General features: G+C 61.4%; 14 protein-coding genes and 1 pseudogene. 7 read left to right on the top strand and 8 right to left on the bottom strand.

Annotated elements, in window-relative coordinates:
* Positions 1–985: 985 nt before the first annotated feature.
* Complete coding sequence (locus CFB50_RS24770; RefSeq protein ID WP_069252913.1) at positions 986–3,187, top strand: glycoside hydrolase family 3 C-terminal domain-containing protein; 2,202 nt, start codon at positions 986–988, stop codon at positions 3,185–3,187.
* A 76-nt stretch (positions 3,188–3,263) separates the two neighbouring features.
* Here the strand turns inward: CFB50_RS24770 and CFB50_RS39620 are convergent, their stop codons facing one another.
* Positions 3,264–3,434 carry a hypothetical protein gene (locus tag CFB50_RS39620; protein WP_179254223.1) on the bottom strand — a complete coding sequence of 57 codons (171 nt, stop codon included), beginning with the start codon at positions 3,432–3,434 and terminating at the stop codon, positions 3,264–3,266.
* Positions 3,434–4,012 carry a DUF4865 family protein gene (locus tag CFB50_RS24765; protein ID WP_069251393.1) on the bottom strand — a complete coding sequence of 193 codons (579 nt, stop codon included), beginning with the start codon at positions 4,010–4,012 and terminating at the stop codon, positions 3,434–3,436. Before CFB50_RS24765 ends, CFB50_RS39620 begins: the two co-directional genes overlap by 1 nt.
* A 127-nt stretch (positions 4,013–4,139) precedes the next feature.
* Between CFB50_RS24765 and CFB50_RS24760 the strand changes: the two genes are divergently transcribed.
* The gene (locus tag CFB50_RS24760; protein ID WP_069252912.1) at positions 4,140–4,997 is read left to right on the top strand and encodes a LysR family transcriptional regulator; all 858 of its coding nucleotides are present in this window, start codon (positions 4,140–4,142) and stop codon (positions 4,995–4,997) included.
* Positions 4,998–5,026: 29 nt separating this feature from the next.
* Complete coding sequence (locus tag CFB50_RS24755; protein WP_069252911.1) at positions 5,027–5,677, top strand: DUF2625 domain-containing protein; 651 nt, start codon at positions 5,027–5,029, stop codon at positions 5,675–5,677.
* 32 nt (positions 5,678–5,709) lie between these two features.
* Here CFB50_RS24755 and CFB50_RS24750 read toward each other — a convergent pair whose 3' ends face one another.
* On the bottom strand, positions 5,710–6,126 hold the full coding sequence (locus tag CFB50_RS24750; RefSeq protein ID WP_179254222.1) for a DUF4087 domain-containing protein: 417 nt from the start codon (positions 6,124–6,126) through the stop codon (positions 5,710–5,712).
* Positions 6,127–6,137: 11 nt separating this feature from the next.
* A complete protein-coding gene (locus tag CFB50_RS24745) occupies positions 6,138–6,929 on the bottom strand; it encodes a hypothetical protein (RefSeq protein WP_144020690.1) in 792 nt (263 codons plus the stop codon).
* 320 nt (positions 6,930–7,249) lie between these two features.
* On the opposite strand from CFB50_RS24745, the pseudogene CFB50_RS24740 reads away from it, so the two are divergent.
* From CFB50_RS24740 to CFB50_RS40635, 4 genes and pseudogenes are all read left to right on the top strand, one after another.
* A pseudogene (locus CFB50_RS24740) lies at positions 7,250–7,738 on the top strand (integrase core domain-containing protein); the annotation flags it as partial.
* A gap of 412 nt (positions 7,739–8,150) precedes the next feature.
* A complete protein-coding gene (locus CFB50_RS24735) occupies positions 8,151–9,302 on the top strand; it encodes a sigma 54-interacting transcriptional regulator (RefSeq protein ID WP_197523866.1) in 1,152 nt (383 codons plus the stop codon).
* A 54-nt stretch (positions 9,303–9,356) separates the two neighbouring features.
* Entirely contained in the window at positions 9,357–10,754 is a 1,398-nt protein-coding gene (locus CFB50_RS24730) for an MFS transporter (protein ID WP_069251389.1), read from the top strand.
* On the top strand, positions 10,755–11,009 hold the full coding sequence (locus CFB50_RS40635) for a DUF7661 family protein (RefSeq protein ID WP_420480882.1): 255 nt from the start codon (positions 10,755–10,757) through the stop codon (positions 11,007–11,009).
* A gap of 38 nt (positions 11,010–11,047) precedes the next feature.
* On the opposite strand, the gene CFB50_RS24720 is transcribed toward CFB50_RS40635, so the two are convergent.
* The 4 genes from CFB50_RS24720 to CFB50_RS24705 all read right to left on the bottom strand — a co-directional run bounded on the left by CFB50_RS24720 (position 11,048) and on the right by CFB50_RS24705 (position 16,651).
* Positions 11,048–12,016, bottom strand: coding sequence for a TauD/TfdA family dioxygenase (locus CFB50_RS24720; protein ID WP_179254221.1), 969 nt, complete (start codon positions 12,014–12,016; stop codon positions 11,048–11,050).
* Positions 12,017–12,115: 99 nt separating this feature from the next.
* Positions 12,116–12,826, bottom strand: coding sequence for a methyltransferase family protein (locus CFB50_RS24715; RefSeq protein ID WP_069251387.1), 711 nt, complete (start codon positions 12,824–12,826; stop codon positions 12,116–12,118).
* The gene (locus CFB50_RS24710) at positions 12,823–14,088 is read right to left on the bottom strand and encodes a hypothetical protein (protein ID WP_069251386.1); all 1,266 of its coding nucleotides are present in this window, start codon (positions 14,086–14,088) and stop codon (positions 12,823–12,825) included. The genes CFB50_RS24715 and CFB50_RS24710 overlap by 4 nt, the downstream gene beginning before the upstream one ends.
* The gene (locus CFB50_RS24705; RefSeq protein WP_069251385.1) at positions 14,078–16,651 is read right to left on the bottom strand and encodes a pyridoxal-phosphate dependent enzyme; all 2,574 of its coding nucleotides are present in this window, start codon (positions 16,649–16,651) and stop codon (positions 14,078–14,080) included. The genes CFB50_RS24710 and CFB50_RS24705 overlap by 11 nt, the downstream gene beginning before the upstream one ends.
* Between the last annotated feature and the right edge of the window lie 16 nt (positions 16,652–16,667).

The raw sequence follows: 16,667 nt of genomic DNA, 5'->3' as shown, positions 1-16,667 counted from the left end.
TTGCGGCGCCACGGCCACGCAAGGTTTGCCGCCGATCGTGCTCGGCCGCCCTGCCTGACCGCGCGACTCGCGTGAACGATGCTGACGCGCGCCCGTCGACGTGTAGACCCGCACTCGGCTACCGGGCCCGCCGCGCCCCGCACGGATCCGCCGTGTATCCAACGCCACCCGCGTGGCCAGGCGCTTCGCCAGGATTCATTGTTCGTCGGTCAAGGGAAGCGTCGCCGGACGGGGCACTTCGCCCGGCACGAATACCTTCGTCTCGGTTGCCACATGTACACGCACCCGCGCCCCGGTCGCGAACCCATCCGGTCGATCGCATCCGGTAGCGTCATCGGTACACGATTCGCGCATGACGATCACAGTGGGACAACGCGCACGGCAATACTCGATTGAACACCGTCCGGCACGGTAGATATGTGATCAACCTTACTCAACACCTCGCACGAGTGCGGGCCCGCCGCGTTGGACTCGGCACGGCCCCTATTTCCCCAGCCTCGGAATCAAAGCGGCATTCTCGACAAACAATGCTCGAAATGATCGAAGCCCGGTTAGATGCGTACGCAACGAAATGGAACATGCGCGTCACCACATGACCGTGCAAAAGCGCCTGCACCCAGGTACTTCTTACCCGACCACACCCCCGCCATCGGGAACGTTGACCGTCTTTCCACCCGGCTGCGCGCCCCTACCGAAGAAAGATCGGACATATCGGTAGAAACACCGATGCTGTAGTCAAACTACATTTGTACGATTGGTCGCTGCAGAGAATCGCTACATCCGATTCGGCAGCGCCGGGCGGTCCGCGTTGCCGTCCTCGATGTTCGATCGGGCCCAACCGGCCGTAACGATTCCCCGCCTGGCCCGGCATGCCGACGCGCAACCACCCAGCATTGCCGGCCAATGGCGTCCGGTGCGAATCCACCGGACGTGCGCAGCTCCAGACATCATCCGAACAACCGGCAATACGATCATGGAGAGCAACATGCGGGACACACTCTGGCCGGCCGTCGTGCTGGCAGCGACCCTCTGCACCAGCGCCTACGCGGGCGACGCCGATTTCAACGCGCAGGGCGACGCGACCGATGCGTTCGCGTCCGCCGCGGCGGTTCGGCGCGCTGACCTGCTCGTGCGCAAGATGACGCTCGACGAAAAACTTCAATTCATTCATTCGCAATACGAAATGTCAAAGGTGCCGGGCGGCGGCGCCGGCTACATCCAGGGCGTGCCGCGCCTCGGCATTCCCGACCTGAACATGGTCGATTCGGCGACGGGTTCCGGCAGCACGTCGCAGGCCAGCACGACGTTCCCCGCGACGATTGCCGTCGCCGCGAGCTGGGATCGCCGCCTGTCGTACGACTACGGCAAGCAGGTCGCGACCCAGTTGCGCGCGCAAGGATTCGGCATGGGCCTCGCCGGCGGCACCAACCTCGCACGCGAGCCGCGCGGCGGCCGCCTGTTCGAGTATCTCGGGGAGGATCCGCTGCTGGCCGGCGACCTGCTCGCCGAACGCACGCTCGCCACGCAGCGGCAGAAAGTCATCGCGACCATCAAGCACTACGCCGGCAACGAGCAGGAGCACGGCCGCATGGGCGGCAACACGCAGATCGACGAACGCACGCTGCGCGAGCTCTACCTGCTGCCGTTCGAGATCGCCGCGAAGCGCGGGCGGCCCGGCAGCGTGATGTGCAGCTACAACCGCCTGAACGGCACGTATGCCTGCGAGAACCCTCACCTGCTGAACGACGTGCTGAAGAACGAATGGGGCTTCCAGGGCCAGGTGCAATCCGACTGGGGCGCGACGCACAGCACCGCCGCCGCGATCAACGCTGGGCTCGACGAGGAGGAAGACGTCGGATCGACCGTGTACCTCACACCAGCGGCCGTCAAGCAGGCCATCGCGAACGGCTCGGTGTCGACCGCGCGCCTCGACGACATGGTGCGGCGCAAGCTCGCGGTGATGATCCGCGTCGGCGTGATGGACGATCCGGCCAAGGGCGGCGGCACGATCGATTTCAGCGCCGCGAACCGGTTCGCGCAGGCCGCGTCCGAGCAGTCGATCGTGCTGCTGAAGAACGACGGCAACCAGTTGCCGCTCGCCGCGTCGGCGCTGTCGCGTATCGCCGTGATCGGCGGCCATGCCGATGCGGCCGTGCTGTCCGGCGGCGGCTCGGGCAACACGCGCGACCCCGTATCGGGATCGTTCGCGGGATGCGGCGGCCTCACGTTCGGGTCATCGACGGGGTGCAGCTGGTGGCGCAATCCGTGGCTGAAGGTGGACGTGCCGATCGTCGCGGCGATCCGCGCGCTCGCGCCGGCCGCGCAGGTCACGTATGCCGGCAACAGCGATCAGCAGTCGCCATTCCGCGCGTATACGCAGCAGGAGATCGACCAGGCCGCGGCACTCGCGGGCCGTTCGGATGTCGCGATCGTCGTGGTCACGCAGCCGGCCGGCGAGGATTTCGGTGATCTCCAGAGCCTGAGCCTCGCGAACCCGTCGAACCAGGATGCGCTCGTCGAAGCCGTCGCGCGCGCGAATCCGCACACGATCGTCGTCGTCCAGAGCGGCAACCCGGTGCTGATGCCGTGGAAGGACCAGGTCTCCGCGATCGTCGAGGCGTGGTATCCGGGCGAAGCCGGCGGCAAGGCGATCGCGAACGTGCTGTTCGGCGCGGTCAATCCGTCCGGCAAGCTGCCCGTCACGTTCCCCGCGCGCGACCAGGATTCGCCGACCTGGGGGCAAAACGGCGCGTTCGACAACGATCCCGTCTATGCGGAAAAGCTGAACATGGGCTATCGCTGGTATGACGCGCGCAACATCAAGCCGATGTTCGAGTTCGGCTACGGGCTGTCGTACACGCACTTCGCGTATTCGGGGCTGTCGGTGTCGAAGCAATGGGACGGATCGCTGAGCGTCGCGTTCACGGTGCGTAACGACGGGCGCGTCGCCGGCGCGGAAACGCCGCAGGTCTATCTCGGCGTGCCGTACAAGGACGAACCGCCGAAGCGGCTGGTCGGCTGGGAGAAGATCCGGCTGAATCCGGGCGAGACGCGGCGTGTGCGCGTGACCGTGTCGCCGCGCATGCAGAGCGTGTGGGATACGTCGCGTAACGGCTGGCGCGTGGTGCCGGGCGGGACGGTGTACGTCGGTGCGTCGTCGCGGGATATCCGGTTGCAGGGGCACTGAGCGGTCATCACCCGCCGGAAGCGCCGCGTGCGTCGTGCGCGGCGCTTCCGTATTCACTCATCCGCAAAGGCGCCCCTTACCGGAACAACAGCGCCAGCACCGTCGCGAGCGCGGCAATCGCGGCGATCCCCGCCGCCATCCCGGCCAGATGCGCGGCGACCACCAGGCCGGCCGGCAATCGCGCGGATGCCGGGCCGCTTGCCCCACCCGCCGGCCCGGCCCGCGATCGGAACGTAACGCCGGCCATCACACCCCGCTCCCTTCGAGCGTATCGAGCAACGGCCTGGCCAGATGCAGGATCTGGTACACCGTGCCCGCGCTGCGGTCGTCCGGCTCGCGCTCCGAGACGTGTACTCGCGTCAGCCGCCAGCGCAGCGGATCGAGGCTGACGGCGGCCGCGACCGTACCCTGCCGCGCCGCCACGTCGCGATTGCGCTCGACCTCCTGTGCCAGCGTCGCATCGAGGTCGGCGTCCGCCGGAATGTCGATGGCTTCCAGCCGCACGAAGCGTCCCGTCGACGCGCTGCCCTTGCGCGCATCGAGCGCGACCTGCACGTCGATCGGCGCGCGTCCGAAACTGTCCGTCACGACCCGGTAGCGGCCGTCCGTGACGAACCCGGCGAACGCCTGTTCATTGCGCCACAGATAGAGCGATGCATAGCCGTTTTCCGTCGCACCGTAGCGGCCTGCCTCGCGCAGCAGAAACCCCTTGAACACGAGATCCGGCGTGTCGTCCCAGAGCCGGCCGCGCTCGCGCACGCGATTGCGGATGATGTCGAGGTCGTAGTCCGCCGGCAGGCGGTGCACGTAGTACGCGGTCAGCATGATCGACTCCTGGGATTGAACAGGGAGATTCCGAACTGCTCGAGAACAGCGTAGAAGACCTTGAATCATTTGAAAAGACGATGGCAGAATATTTCAATGATTCATTTCTGTAATGGATGAATGCGCGATGAAAACGCTCGACATCGAAGCCGTGCAGGCGTTCGTGCTGACCGCCGACCTCAAGAGCTTCACGCGGGCCGCCGAGGCAATGGACACGACGCAGTCCGCGGTGAGCCTGAAGATCAAGCGGCTGGAAGACGGCCTCGGCCGCCGTTTGCTGGAACGCACGCCTCGGCGGGTTCGCCTGTCGGCCGACGGCACCGCGTTCCTGGAACCCGCGCGCGAACTCGTGGCTGCCCACCAGGGTGCGGTCGGCGCGTTCGGCGCCGGCCAGCGGCGGCTGGTGATCGGCGTGAGCCACCATGTGGTCGGCGCCGATCTGCCGATGCTGCTTCGGCGCATGAGCGAAGCGGAACCGGGGCTCGTGCTGGAGATCCGGGTCGCCGCGTCGCGCGACGTGCTCGATGCGTTCGACCGCGGCCAGCTCGACGCCGCCGTCGCGCTGCAGCACGACAGCCGGCGGCTCGACGGGGAAACTCTTCTGTCGGAGTCGTTCGGCTGGATGGCCGCGACCGATTTCGACTACCATCCGCCGCAACCGCTGCGGCTCGCGACGCAGGCCGAGCCGTGCAGCGTGCGTCGCATGGCGATCGGCGCGCTGGACGAGGCCCGTGTCGCCTGGACGGAAGTATTCGTCGGCGGCGGCGTGGCGACGATCGGCGCGGCGGTGTCCGCGGGGCTGGCCGTCGCCGCGCTCGGGCATCGCGTAGCGCCTGCCGGGACGGTCGACGTGGGCGCGCGATACGGGCTGCCGCCCTTGCCGGCGCGCGACGTAGTGCTCTACTCGAACCTGACCGATGCGCGGGCCCGGCAGGCGCTGCGCACGCTCGGTGCGGCGCTGCGGTCATCGGTCGGAGCGCGGTGAGGTTGCGCTCGAACAACCCGGAGAACAATATGCGCCCGCTGGACGAACTGAGAAACGAACGCGATTCAGCGCTCCCGACGTTGATCGAATGGGCGGCAGCAGCCCGTCACCGTTGCGAAATACTGCCGCCATCTGATCGGCGTGGCGAAGTGCTTTCAGCACTTCAGGTATCCACGCGTTCGACCCTGGGGGCAATCGCCTATTCGACCGGCGGCATCCTGGTGGATGGAGGCTACCTTCGTCTGCTTGGCTCAGGCCATCCCAGGCTGCTCAGAGACATCGTCGGCTGGAACACCGGGCGATCGTCCGGTTTCCTATTGATCGCAGACGATGCCGTCGGCGGCTTCTTCGCGTTGAACGGAGGCGCATTCGGGGAAGACACGGGTTCGGTGTATTACTTTGCACCCGACACCTTGGGATGGGAGCCCCTCGAGGTCGGGTATAGCGACTTCGTGCGGTGGTTGCTCAGCGAGAAGCTGCACGACTTCTATGCGAGCTTGCGCTGGGCAGGCTGGCAAGCGGATGTCCAGCATCTGACGACGGATCAATGCTTCAACTTCTATCCGTTTCTGTGGACGAAAGAAGGCTCGGTGGAACACAGCAGCCGCAAGGCGGTCAGCGTGTCCGAGCTGTACGCGCTTCATGTCAGCCCTGGATCCGCGGCGCCACGGCAACCCTAATCGAGCCACAACCGTTGAATAGCCGCCCCCCGCTAATCCGGCGGCTGCCATAAATTCTTGTCGCGCAGACAGCGATCAATCGGAATAAGGCGTGCCCGGCGCATCTTCGTCACGTCGCCGCCGTCAACGGACTCGAATACCATGCACGCGCATGTCAGATAATCCTCTTCGCGAACCGATGAATACGTATACGACTTCCTCGTATTCGGATACATGTCCGACTGACGAATGACCGGCCATTGCCCGGCCTCCCTGTCGATCATCCAGATCCGCTCGCTGTCATGGAACTCGATTGCATTGTTCTTCGACGAATTCCTCGATAGATCCAGCCAGCCACATCGATCCCCTGACGCGTTGGCATGGATGGGGCACATCAACACCAACGCCGAATACAACATGCCGATCCATGTCTGAATACGGGGGACGACCCGCCACCGGGTATCGCGCATTGCCACCTCAATCACGGTTTCGGGGCAAATTTCCATTTGCCTTCGCTATATTCCAGCGATACATACTTTTCCAGCCCCCCGCCCCAAATCGTCATATCGCCGAGCCTGCGAAATGGATAATATTCGGCCTCGTTACGGACCTTGTGTCCGTGCAACTGCATATCGATGGAATTTGCCCACTCCTCGAATCCCCGCTCAGCCCGTATCGAATACCTGACATCCGTCCTGTACGCACCATTAAGGTCCTTGTAGACGCTCCCATTGATCCGCGACCGGTCCGACGAATCGCCGACAAATAAATCCGCCTCGAGCGACGTGAAGTGATCGTACACATAGCGCCCAAAGCAAAGGGCCTTCGACGAACCGCCGGCCCCGGATGGTCCGGCTTGATTGCGCTGTTCGCGCACGTACGGCTTCGCTTGCGGAACAATGTCGTAAATCCGCTTTTCGTGCGGATAGAACTGAACGGGCCCGGCATTCCTGTGCTGCACAACCCTCCTGGTGACGAATCCAGCATCGGCCAGCGCCTCCATCAACGCCAGCGTATATTTGGTCTCGGTGTACACCGGCGCGTCGAAATCGTAGACGACTGGCCAGTTCCGATAATCGTCGCAAACTTCGTCGGTCGTATAGCGCAACGCGTCCTGACGTGCAAACGCTTCTGCCTGAGATTGGGAGGGGGGACTCGGGAACGTGATCGGAGGCTGACTCGATGGCTTGGACCACCCATAGGCTGCGGTGGCGAGCACAACGACTGGAACCATCACTATGGATATCGTCTTGAATCGCGTCTTCGCTTTCACGATCAATCACTCGCTGCAGTTTCCGGAGGGAATCGCGCGATACTAACATGCGGCCCTGGACGCCCCGGTTATCAAGACATCCACAATACCCACTCAAGACTGGTGTTTTTTATTCGAACATCCGGATACGTGACCCAAAGCTCTCTTTATGTCCTGCAATCGATAGTTGATCGCTCTCGTGCTCAATATCCGCTCCCGACCGGCGCATCCGGTATACGCCGCACAGCGACGGGCATCCTGTGTTCATCATCACGAGCGACGGCACATTCGCCACCATCGCCCCCTTCACATCGGTGACCCTGGCCCACAAAATTTTCCCTGACGCGCTGTTTGATGGTCGGCGCTTGCGCACGCTCACGATCGTGGACTACTACACGCGAGAATGCCCGGCGATTGAGGTCGACGGCTCGTTGCGTGGCGAGCACGTTGTCGCCGCGCTGACCCGGCTTGCGCAGCATCGCCCGCTTCCACGCTATATCGAGGCAGACAATGGCAGCGAGTTCATTTCGAATACGCTCGACAAATGGGCGTACGAGAACGGCGTAGAGATTGACTTCTCGCGTCCTGGCAAGCCGGCCGACAACGCGAAGAATGAATCATTCAACGGACGCTTTCGGGAGGAATGCCTCAACGCACATTGGTTCTTGTCGCTTGAGGACGCCAGACGCAAAATCGAGGTCTGGCGCGAGTACTACAACGAGGCGCGTCCTCATTCTGCGCTGCAGTGGATGACACCGGCGGAATTCGCTCGCCAGTGCACCGATCGGGCCGATTCGGCCCGCCCCGAAGAGCCGGAATTTTCCAACTAAGACCGGGACGGAAATTGGGCTAGCCTCACGCGCACTGGCGAGGACAGTGACCGCATCTGTTTATCGAGAACGGCCTGCGATCACACGTCCACCGGCAGCGCGCTGATGAATGAGCGGCCGGCTTCTCCCTGAATCGCGACCTTCCACGGGGTAGAGGACAGCGCCATCCAGCGCACCGTCAGAATCGCGTCCACTGCATTTGCTCCGGTAACGTGATTGCGTCCGTTATGCCTCTCCATCGAGCCGCCTTGCCGCCGCCAAGCTTACGGCTCTGGTCTTGACGACCCTCACGCCATATAGGATCTACTTACGCACGCCCAGAAGCGTGGATTATGCCACCCAAAATAGTATAAACGGCACCACGGCCAATCTTAATATTTATATATCACAATTGGTTATTTGAAAATCAACAATGCATTCGTATGATCAAATCGATCAAACCAACCAGAAAAACCCCATGGATGCAACTGATCGTCAACCATGCAATGAGCTGGAGTCGGCAAGGATTACGATTTTTCACAATGAAAGATCAGAAAAAATATGCGTCGAAGGAATTCCGGAGTCGGTCCGGCTAGCTTTGGTCCGCTTGGCACCAAGCAAGCTTCCGATCCTAATTGGTGGCGAAACCGGCACCGGAAAGGAAGTCGTGGCACGATTCATCCACGATGCGAGCAACCTGCCCGGCCCATTCGTGGGCGTGAATTGCGGTGCGATCAGCGAACAGCTGGCCGACTCGGAGCTGTTCGGGCATGAAGCCGGATCATTTACAGGGGCAACGAGTCGACGACAAGGCTGGTTCGAAGTGGCAAATAACGGCACCCTGTTTCTCGATGAAGTGGGGGATCTCGCTGCGCCTCTCCAAGTGAAGTTGTTGCGCGTGTTGCAGGAAGGCGAGCTGTTCCGGGTCGGCTCCCGATCGCCGATCAAGGTCAATTTGCGAATCATCGCTGCGACCAATGTCAACCTCGACGACGCGGTCGTCGCAGGTGTGTTTCGACAGGATCTCTTTTTTCGTCTCAACGCAGGCCAGATCTATCTGCCGCCGCTTCGAACCCGGCCGGGAGACATTCCATTGCTGGCAAATCATATTTTGCGAAGCGCTACACTTGCGACGGGCAAGCAGTACGCGACGCTCACCGTCGCAGCACTTTCCAAATTGTGCGCATACTCATGGCCCGGCAACATTCGCGAACTCGCCAATGTCCTGCATCGCGGATTGATCGAATCCGATGGCGGAGCGATTCTTCCCGAGCACCTCCACATCCGTCCGGGTCTCGGCGACTCCCCGGAACGCAGCAGCGCGGCGGCGCCCCAGTCGCCTCCGCGGCCCGCTGGAACGCCAAGCGGCCTCGAGTCTCTCGATGTCATTCGCGCGGAGCTGGAGCGACTGCTCGCAGCCTCACCAACGAATCTTCTCAATAGCGTCGAAGCCCTACTGGTCAAAACCGCGCTCCGGGCCAGTGGAGCCAACCAGGTTCGCGCGGCTCAGTTGCTCGGTATCACCCGCAGCGTCATGCGTACTCTGTTGACCCGGCATAGATTAATCGATGACCGACAAAAATAAGTCATTCAGACCACGAATTGATATCGGCTGGCACAACCTTACCCGGAATACAGCATGCGAAAGTCTCAAACGTTCGGCATTCCACTAATTGCCGCCAGCTCCTTGCTAATGGAACAGATCGACGCGACAGTCATTTCCACTGCAATACCGAAAATATCCGCGACATTGAGCGTAAGCGCGCTCGACCTCAAGATGGCCATATCGGTTTACCTGATTGGCGCCGCTGTATCGATTCCAGTGTCGGGGTGGATCGCCGGTCGGTTCGGTACAAGAACCACTTTTCTTTGGGCAATGGCCGCCTTCATCGGCAGCTCAATTTTATGTGGTTCGTCATCGTCCTTCGGCCAATTTGTCGGCGCCAGGCTACTGCAGGGCATCGGGGGTTCCGTGATGACGCTGGCGGCTCAGATGATTGTATTGAGAACCATTGCGAAGACGGATACCGTGCGGGTGCTGAGCTATCTGTCGATTCCGGCCTTAATCGGGCCGGTGCTAGGTCCACCGATCGGCGGCTTTATCGCTACCTACTTTTCCTGGCGCTGCATCTTTCTCATCAATGTGCCGATCGGCCTTGCCGGCATGGCGGCAGCCGCCTTGTGGATCAAGAACGATCGAGACGAACATAGCTTGCCGTTCGACTGGCCGGGTTTCAGCCTCGCGGCGTCGGGCCTCGCTCTGACCATGTTCTGCGCCGCGACGCTCGCTCAGAGTTTCATCCCGGTCCTGCTGTCGCTCACCATCGGCGGCATCGGTATCGCCTTACTCTTCGCCTATCGAGTGCACGCTCGACGTACGCCGCGCTCGCTGCTGCATCTGGCACTCTTGCGTATACCAACATTTCGCATCGGCGTGCTCGGTGGCGCCTTCGCTCGCATTGGTCTGGGCGCAACACCGTTCCTGCTCCCCCTGATGTTACAACTTGGCTTCGGCCTGACGCCTTTCGAATCAGGGTTGCTGACCTGTGTGCCTGCGGCTGGATCGATCCTGCTGAAAACCGCAGCGCCCCTCGTGCTGGCGCGCTACGGCTTTCGCCGAGCATTGCTGTGGAGCATCCCGTTGTCGTCCCTATCCATCGGCCTGCTCGGATACATGACGCCGGCGACACCTTACTGGATCGTGGTGGCCTTGCTCTTCGCGGGCGGATGTGCGCGATCGCTTCAGTTCGCCGGCCTGAATACACTCACCTATGCCGACATCCCGGCCACGGAAGTGACGCATGCGAGCAGTCTGGCGACCGCATTCCAGCAATTTTCGCTGAACCTTGGCGTATCGGCCGGCGCGCTGTTCCTCGCCGGATCAGGATGGGCACAAGATCATCGCGGCATAGCCGCAGTGGATTTCCTGCCAGCGTTTATCGGCATCGCACTTGTCTGCCTCTGCGCGCTGGTGTTGGCCGGACAATTGACGTCGGACGCCGGCTCGCAACTCACCAATTCCAGTAAATCAGCCTGAATGGCCTCCCTCTCCATCATGAACAACACGTATCGATTCAACATTTTCGGAAGAACCGTGGCGATCGTTCGCGAGCCCGCCCGATGGCGCGCATTCGATGTCGGCGCGGATGGCAAACGCCGACCTGCCGACTTCCAGATTCCAGATTTCGTTCAGGGCCACGAGTTGCGACAATACCTCGGAGACCTGTTCCATGAAAATGCCGCCCCCGAACACGGGGGCGTTCTGCAAATACCGTCGTCAGAGCAGCCGTAAGGCATTATCCGCGCATTGACATTGCGACAACGGCGACGTCAAGCCATCTTGTCCGACTCGTCCGTTCCGAGGTGCGCAAAGAGTCCCGCATAAAGCATCCGTTGGCCGGCGAACGGGCGTCGCCCGTGGAGGCAGAGTACATTGTCCAGTATGAGGAGATCACCGGCCTGCCACCGGACTTCCCGCTCGGATGCACGGAGGACCTCCCATACGTGGCGAACGTCTTCGTCGGCAACAAGATTCCCGTCAGCATGTCGAACGCTGTTGAGCATTTCGGGAGATGCGCGTACCGCGCGGGAAATCCGCCGGAGGTTCGTCGCGCGCGCATCCTCCCGCGCCCATTGCTCCATGCAGGTCGGCGCAAAGTAATGTGCCTGATTGAACCACACCCGTTCGCCGGTACGCGCATGAACCCGCATCGCCGGAAGATGTCCATGGTGCACGCGCAATGCGCCGTTCGACAGCCAGTCGCAATCCCAGCCACGCCGCGCACAGGTCGCCACTGCGACGTCCGGATCGCGCGTCGCGAATACGGCTTGCCACGACTTGGAAACGCCACTCGCCAGATGGATCGAACCGTCCGGCGGCAGAACCCGCGTGATACCGACGCCGCCCGCATCGAAGCGTTTCAAAACATCGCAATCAATACGCTTCGTTATGGTTCGCGCGCTCGCCAGCGTGGTCGCACCGCCTTCGTCAGCCGGCGTAGCGCAATAGAAAGCGAGCACTGCCGGATAGATGGGTAAATATGCCATCTCCTGGTGTAGCGCCACGCTGTATGTGCCCGGAAGATCAGTTGCAGTGAATACTCGTGGCCCCAACCGCGTTCTCGGGGAACTGCCGCCCACGTAGTCGTCCATGCCTTGACCAAGAGCGGCAAATACCGCACCGATCTCGTCTTCCGCCGAGATGCCGCACAACCCCTTCAAGAGTACGGCCCCATGAACGTCAAGCGCCGCCCGAAGCTCCGGAAGTGCCCCCTTCACCCAGCCGACGATGTCTCCCAAGTCGTATTGCGCGCAGCTACTGAAGTCCCAGACAGCCGGCCCATCCTCGTCGTGACTGCGACTCCGCACGTATCTCATGTTCGGTCCCTCGGTGGCAGTTTAGGTACGGTGTCCCGCGAACAGGTTGCCCAGCAACGTGAGGCATTTCCGGGCGACTCGGATGGGCACGATACAGTCGACGCTTTGCCGATATACACCGTAGCTCGGCCCGATGGCTGTCATGAGCATGCGTTCCTCGAGCACCACCCGATAACACGTGGCAGCACCGACGAACACGGCGACAGCGAGCGCAAGCAGCATGCTTCCGGGATATAGCATCGACGGCGCCAACAGGATCAGAACCAGTCCGAGATAACCTGGATGCCGAACGAACCGATATGGACCGTGGTCTACTAGTTGCTGACCGGGTGCGACAGTCAGCTTCATTGTGAAGTACCGATTCAACGTCGACATTGCACTCAGCCTCAACAAGAGACCCGCGACGTAACTGACCAGGCCCGCCATTGCCGTTCCGATCGTCCCTTCCGGGATGTCTCCGAACACTGCAATCAGCAACGGAATTAGCAGCGATAGGTCTCGGGCCAGGACCAGCACCTGCCGCGACCCCCTGTCCTGATACTGCCGCGGCGCGGGGGTGTGACGCTTTTCCATCACGGCTTCCGCCAAATACCAGACAGTGAAAATCAGCCATGCCACGTCCCCGCGCACGGGCCACCCTCGCTGCGAAAGCAGACATCCCGCCGCCCCGAGGACCAGCACGATCCGCACATGCGATTGGATAACCATGCCGATCTGATCGCGTGTCTTCATAGACGATCTCCCCAACGTCGCAACGATTCTCGCAAATGATCTAGCACCTGTTGCTCGTCGGCATTGTGCGACGACATGTGCGAATAATAAGGCGGTGCGATAGGGTGCTTCCCGCTTGGCTTGACCCAGTAACCGATCGCTGCCGTGCTCACGCGTTGAATTGCGACGCCCTCACCGATATACGTGCGCCGTGGTGGCTGAATGCTCATGAGTCGATACCCGCGTCGCGCAAGCGCCCTCTGCAAACCCACCTGCCCGGGATCGCCAAGATCAACCACGGCCACCGTGCACGCGCAGTTCAGCCGCCGTGGCTCGATGTCGTCGAGTGAGAGGCCTAAAGAGCCCCTCATCTCGCCGGACAAAGGGCCGAAGGCCAAGTGGTTGTATTCGCGCAGAGACTCCGGGACGCGATTGCGTTGCCGTAGAAGGACGGTGTCGTCAGCCGCGTCGCAACTCACGTGCGTGTCGAATGCCACGTCCGGCAGATTCAGTCGCAGCAGGCTGGCCACGAACGCGGCGTCGCCCGCTTCGCTGAAATGAGCGCGTGGATGCTCGATGACGCCGTCTCTAACGTCGGCGACTCGACGACTCACTTCACGGTACTCAAGGCACTCGAGAATTCCGCCCTGCATGACGTACCACGGTGCAAAGCCCCAGAATCGCGAACGAATGTACTTGCGGTGAATGGTATTGACCGCCTTGCCGCCACGAATCTCCCGCGTCGCAGCGCGCACCCTCGGCACAGCGCAGAGCGTGTGAAAGCGATTTGTGAGCGCTCGATGCTCGCCGGTGACATAGTCGAGGATGCGTTTCACTGCATACGGTAACAGACCGACATCAGACATCGAGCCCGAGCGGCACAGCTCTCCCGCTCCAAGTCCGAAGTCGTCGCGCGAATCGATGACGCTGACCGTTCCGAGAGCAAGCGCGTCCGAGCTCTCTACCCCCTGCGGGGCGCGGATCAAGGAGTCGACAGCATCTACGGTGCCCCAGAACCAGATGAACTCATCATACTGTCGAAGCTTTTCGGCAAGGCGATCGATGTCGTGACTGTCCGTGTGATATTCGCCAGCATAAACTCGCGTGAGGATATTCAAGCGCGCAATTACCGCCTGGTGCCCAAGCTGCCTCGATAGAGACGGAGGCACCTCACGTGCGGCAACCAGCGGGGGCATAAAGGCGCGACATGTCTCGCTCAGGTGCTTCTCGTAGTCCTGATCGTTCAGAGACGGGTAGCAGAAGATGCGTCCTTCAAGCGACATATTCCGCTCCTCGCCCGAGGACAAAGTGCTCGATCGCTCGCGAAAACGCCACTCTAAGCTTCCTGGCTTCGACGTCGCTCAGCAAGCCCGCGTAGAGTCGCAGGAACGGACGCTGCCCCTCCGCCATAGACGAAGCCGCCGACAGACGAGGAATCGAAAAACCAAAGCTAACGCCTTTCACCAGAACGCAATCGAGGCGACGTGCATGCTCGATGGTCAGCGAGATGAATGCATTGAGACTGTCCTGCGTGTTGAGTCCGTCATCCCTGAACTTCAGGCACAGACATCCGCCAACGAAGCCAAGGGTGCTGACTGCGGCGGCGTCCACGTGATCATGATGTCGTGGGTAGAAAACCTGCAACCGCGAGGCAATGACCTCGTGACTCGCGAGCAGCATGGCCATGTTCGTCGCACCGCGTTCGATCTCGGCGAGATGGCGCAAATAAGATTCGCGGCCGAATCGAGGAAATAGGTCTGCTTCGGCAGCGTAGATGATGCTGCCGATATTCCGGCGCATGCGGTCGAAATGCGGCCGACGCGCGACATTGTGAAGTATGAGTCCCGCGAGACTGTATTCGAAGCCCAGTTGCAGATACTTCGAACAGCTCTCGTAGTAAATGATGTCGATCAGTGGTGACCTGACGTTTTCCTCGGTGTAGAGGAGGTGCGGCAACTGGGCCGACGCCATCGTGCCGTCCACGACGATCGTGACGTGGTGTCGCGCACGTCTGTTCAGCAAGGACACAAGCCGCGACACATCACAGGTACGCAGCTCCGCGATGTTCGCGATCGGATCTACGAACACGACGGACGCATTGCTCTCGATGATTTCGTCGACCATCTGCTCGGCAACATAGGACGACAGCCGGTACGGCCTGATCCCTGGCAGGCTGACGATCTGCTCCTCTGCTTCGAAATAGATGTATGGCGCAAGGGCGACCACGTCGCCCGACTTCAGCCGATAGCGGATCAAAAACGCCTCAATCGTACTGTAGGCCGCCATGCCGGACGAGGTCACGGTACACCCGATGTTTGGATGGCGGACACCCATCACCTCACGCAGTTGCACCTCCATCTCGCTTGCCGCGCGATTCTGATAACGATCATAATTGGCGTTGGGGCTCTCCTGGTGTCCGAGCGAGAAAAACTGCGGCGTGATCGACTGGTCGTAGGACGCCGAACGCCACTCGAACATCTGCCTGATCGCGGACAGGACGATATTGACGCCTCGCAGCGTCGACATTTGAACAAATTCATCCACAATGCCATTGCCGGTCATGTCGAGACAAGCAGCCTGCAAGGCAACGTCGGTTCTGTCGAGCACGTCCTTCGCCAGCCGTTCGAGTTGCTGTGGGCGCGCAAGCTTGCGCAGCGTGCAGAATGCCTGATAGTCGTCGAGCGCCTGATTGAACTCCACGACGCGGCGCTGGTAGTTTTCGAGTGCGTTGTCCAGGTAGAAACGGTCTTGCACCGGCACATGCACGGAATCGACCGCGCCTTCTGGCAACTCGAAATGCGACGCCGCGGCGATGGCGTCCACACGATCGCTCGCGAGTCCAAGCAACCCGTCATACGAATTTTCTTTGAACGGATAGGAGATCAGGCGCGCCACGGTCGATTTCTGGATATTGCCCCCGCTGAGCAGCAGTACAACCGGCCCATCCAACGGGCCGCGCTCCGCGAGTTTGAGCAATGCCGCCACGCAAATGGCCCCCGACGGCTCGACCAGCCAGCTTTCCTTCTGCAGAAGGCTCACGGTCCCCATCGCAATCTGCTCTTCGGTCAACGTGTCGATCTCGACCTGCGCGCTCATCAGTTCCGGCAGTGCGTTCTCGTCATCGGTCAGTTGCACCGCCAGGCCGTCAGCGAAGGTCGGCTGATTGACGACCCGTTGGGCCCGCGCCAGACCTAACCCGTGCGAAACGGATGCATAGTTCTCCGGTTCGGCGCCGTGCAGACGCACCTGGTGACCAAGCTGGGCCTTGGCCTGTATCGCGCCGAGAAGCAAACCGCCGCCACCGACCGGTACGATCAGCGTGCGTGCATCCGGCGCCTGAGCAAGCACTTCCGCGGTCAGCGTGGCATTGCCCGAGATCACCCGCCTGTCGTTGAAGGCCGAAATGTAATCCCATCCATAGGTTGCCGCGAGTGAACGCGCATACCGGCTCGCATCGCCGAGTGAATCGCCATATTCGAGAATTTCGGCGTCAACGTAGTTCAGCTTGTCGCGCTTGAGGCGGCTCGCGTTGGCGGGCAGAACGATCTTGGCCTTGATGCCGAGTGCTTTGGCGACCGTCGCAACGGCAACACCATGATTGCCGGCGCTCGCCGCGATAATCACATCGCTTCGTCGGTATGCGAGTGCGCAGAGCGCGCCTCGATACTTGAACGACCCCGTGTGTTGCTGAAATTCCATCTTCGCGTATACCGGAACCCCGACGAGTTTCTCAAGCCACGGGAGCCTCTTCACCGGTGTCGGGACGGCTTTGCCGCGAACGAGCTGCATCGCGTCTTCCAACGAAATAGTCATGTTGTCCATATTCACGTGGGAGTTGAACGTCATCGTCTACATCGACACC

Origin of the sequence: Burkholderia sp. AU33423 (assembly GCF_002223135.1) — a bacterium.
Lineage (GTDB): Bacteria > Pseudomonadota > Gammaproteobacteria > Burkholderiales > Burkholderiaceae > Burkholderia > Burkholderia lata_D.
This window is presented reverse-complemented; position numbering and strand designations above follow the sequence as displayed.

Coding starts and splice junctions, on each gene's coding strand:
- CFB50_RS24705 (WP_069251385.1), bottom strand. CDS start 16,651: ATGACGTTCAACTCCCACGTGAATATGGACAACATGACTATTTCGTTG.
- CFB50_RS24760 (WP_069252912.1), top strand. CDS start 4,140: ATGAAAACGCTCGACATCGAAGCCGTGCAGGCGTTCGTGCTGACCGCC.
- CFB50_RS24710 (WP_069251386.1), bottom strand. CDS start 14,088: ATGTCGCTTGAAGGACGCATCTTCTGCTACCCGTCTCTGAACGATCAG.
- CFB50_RS24715 (WP_069251387.1), bottom strand. CDS start 12,826: ATGAAGACACGCGATCAGATCGGCATGGTTATCCAATCGCATGTGCGG.
- CFB50_RS40635 (WP_420480882.1), top strand. CDS start 10,755: ATGGCCTCCCTCTCCATCATGAACAACACGTATCGATTCAACATTTTC.
- CFB50_RS24770 (WP_069252913.1), top strand. CDS start 986: ATGCGGGACACACTCTGGCCGGCCGTCGTGCTGGCAGCGACCCTCTGC.
- CFB50_RS24750 (WP_179254222.1), bottom strand. CDS start 6,126: ATGCGCGATACCCGGTGGCGGGTCGTCCCCCGTATTCAGACATGGATC.
- CFB50_RS24755 (WP_069252911.1), top strand. CDS start 5,027: ATGCGCCCGCTGGACGAACTGAGAAACGAACGCGATTCAGCGCTCCCG.
- CFB50_RS24735 (WP_197523866.1), top strand. CDS start 8,151: ATGCATTCGTATGATCAAATCGATCAAACCAACCAGAAAAACCCCATG.
- CFB50_RS39620 (WP_179254223.1), bottom strand. CDS start 3,434: ATGGCCGGCGTTACGTTCCGATCGCGGGCCGGGCCGGCGGGTGGGGCA.
- CFB50_RS24765 (WP_069251393.1), bottom strand. CDS start 4,012: ATGCTGACCGCGTACTACGTGCACCGCCTGCCGGCGGACTACGACCTC.
- CFB50_RS24730 (WP_069251389.1), top strand. CDS start 9,357: ATGCGAAAGTCTCAAACGTTCGGCATTCCACTAATTGCCGCCAGCTCC.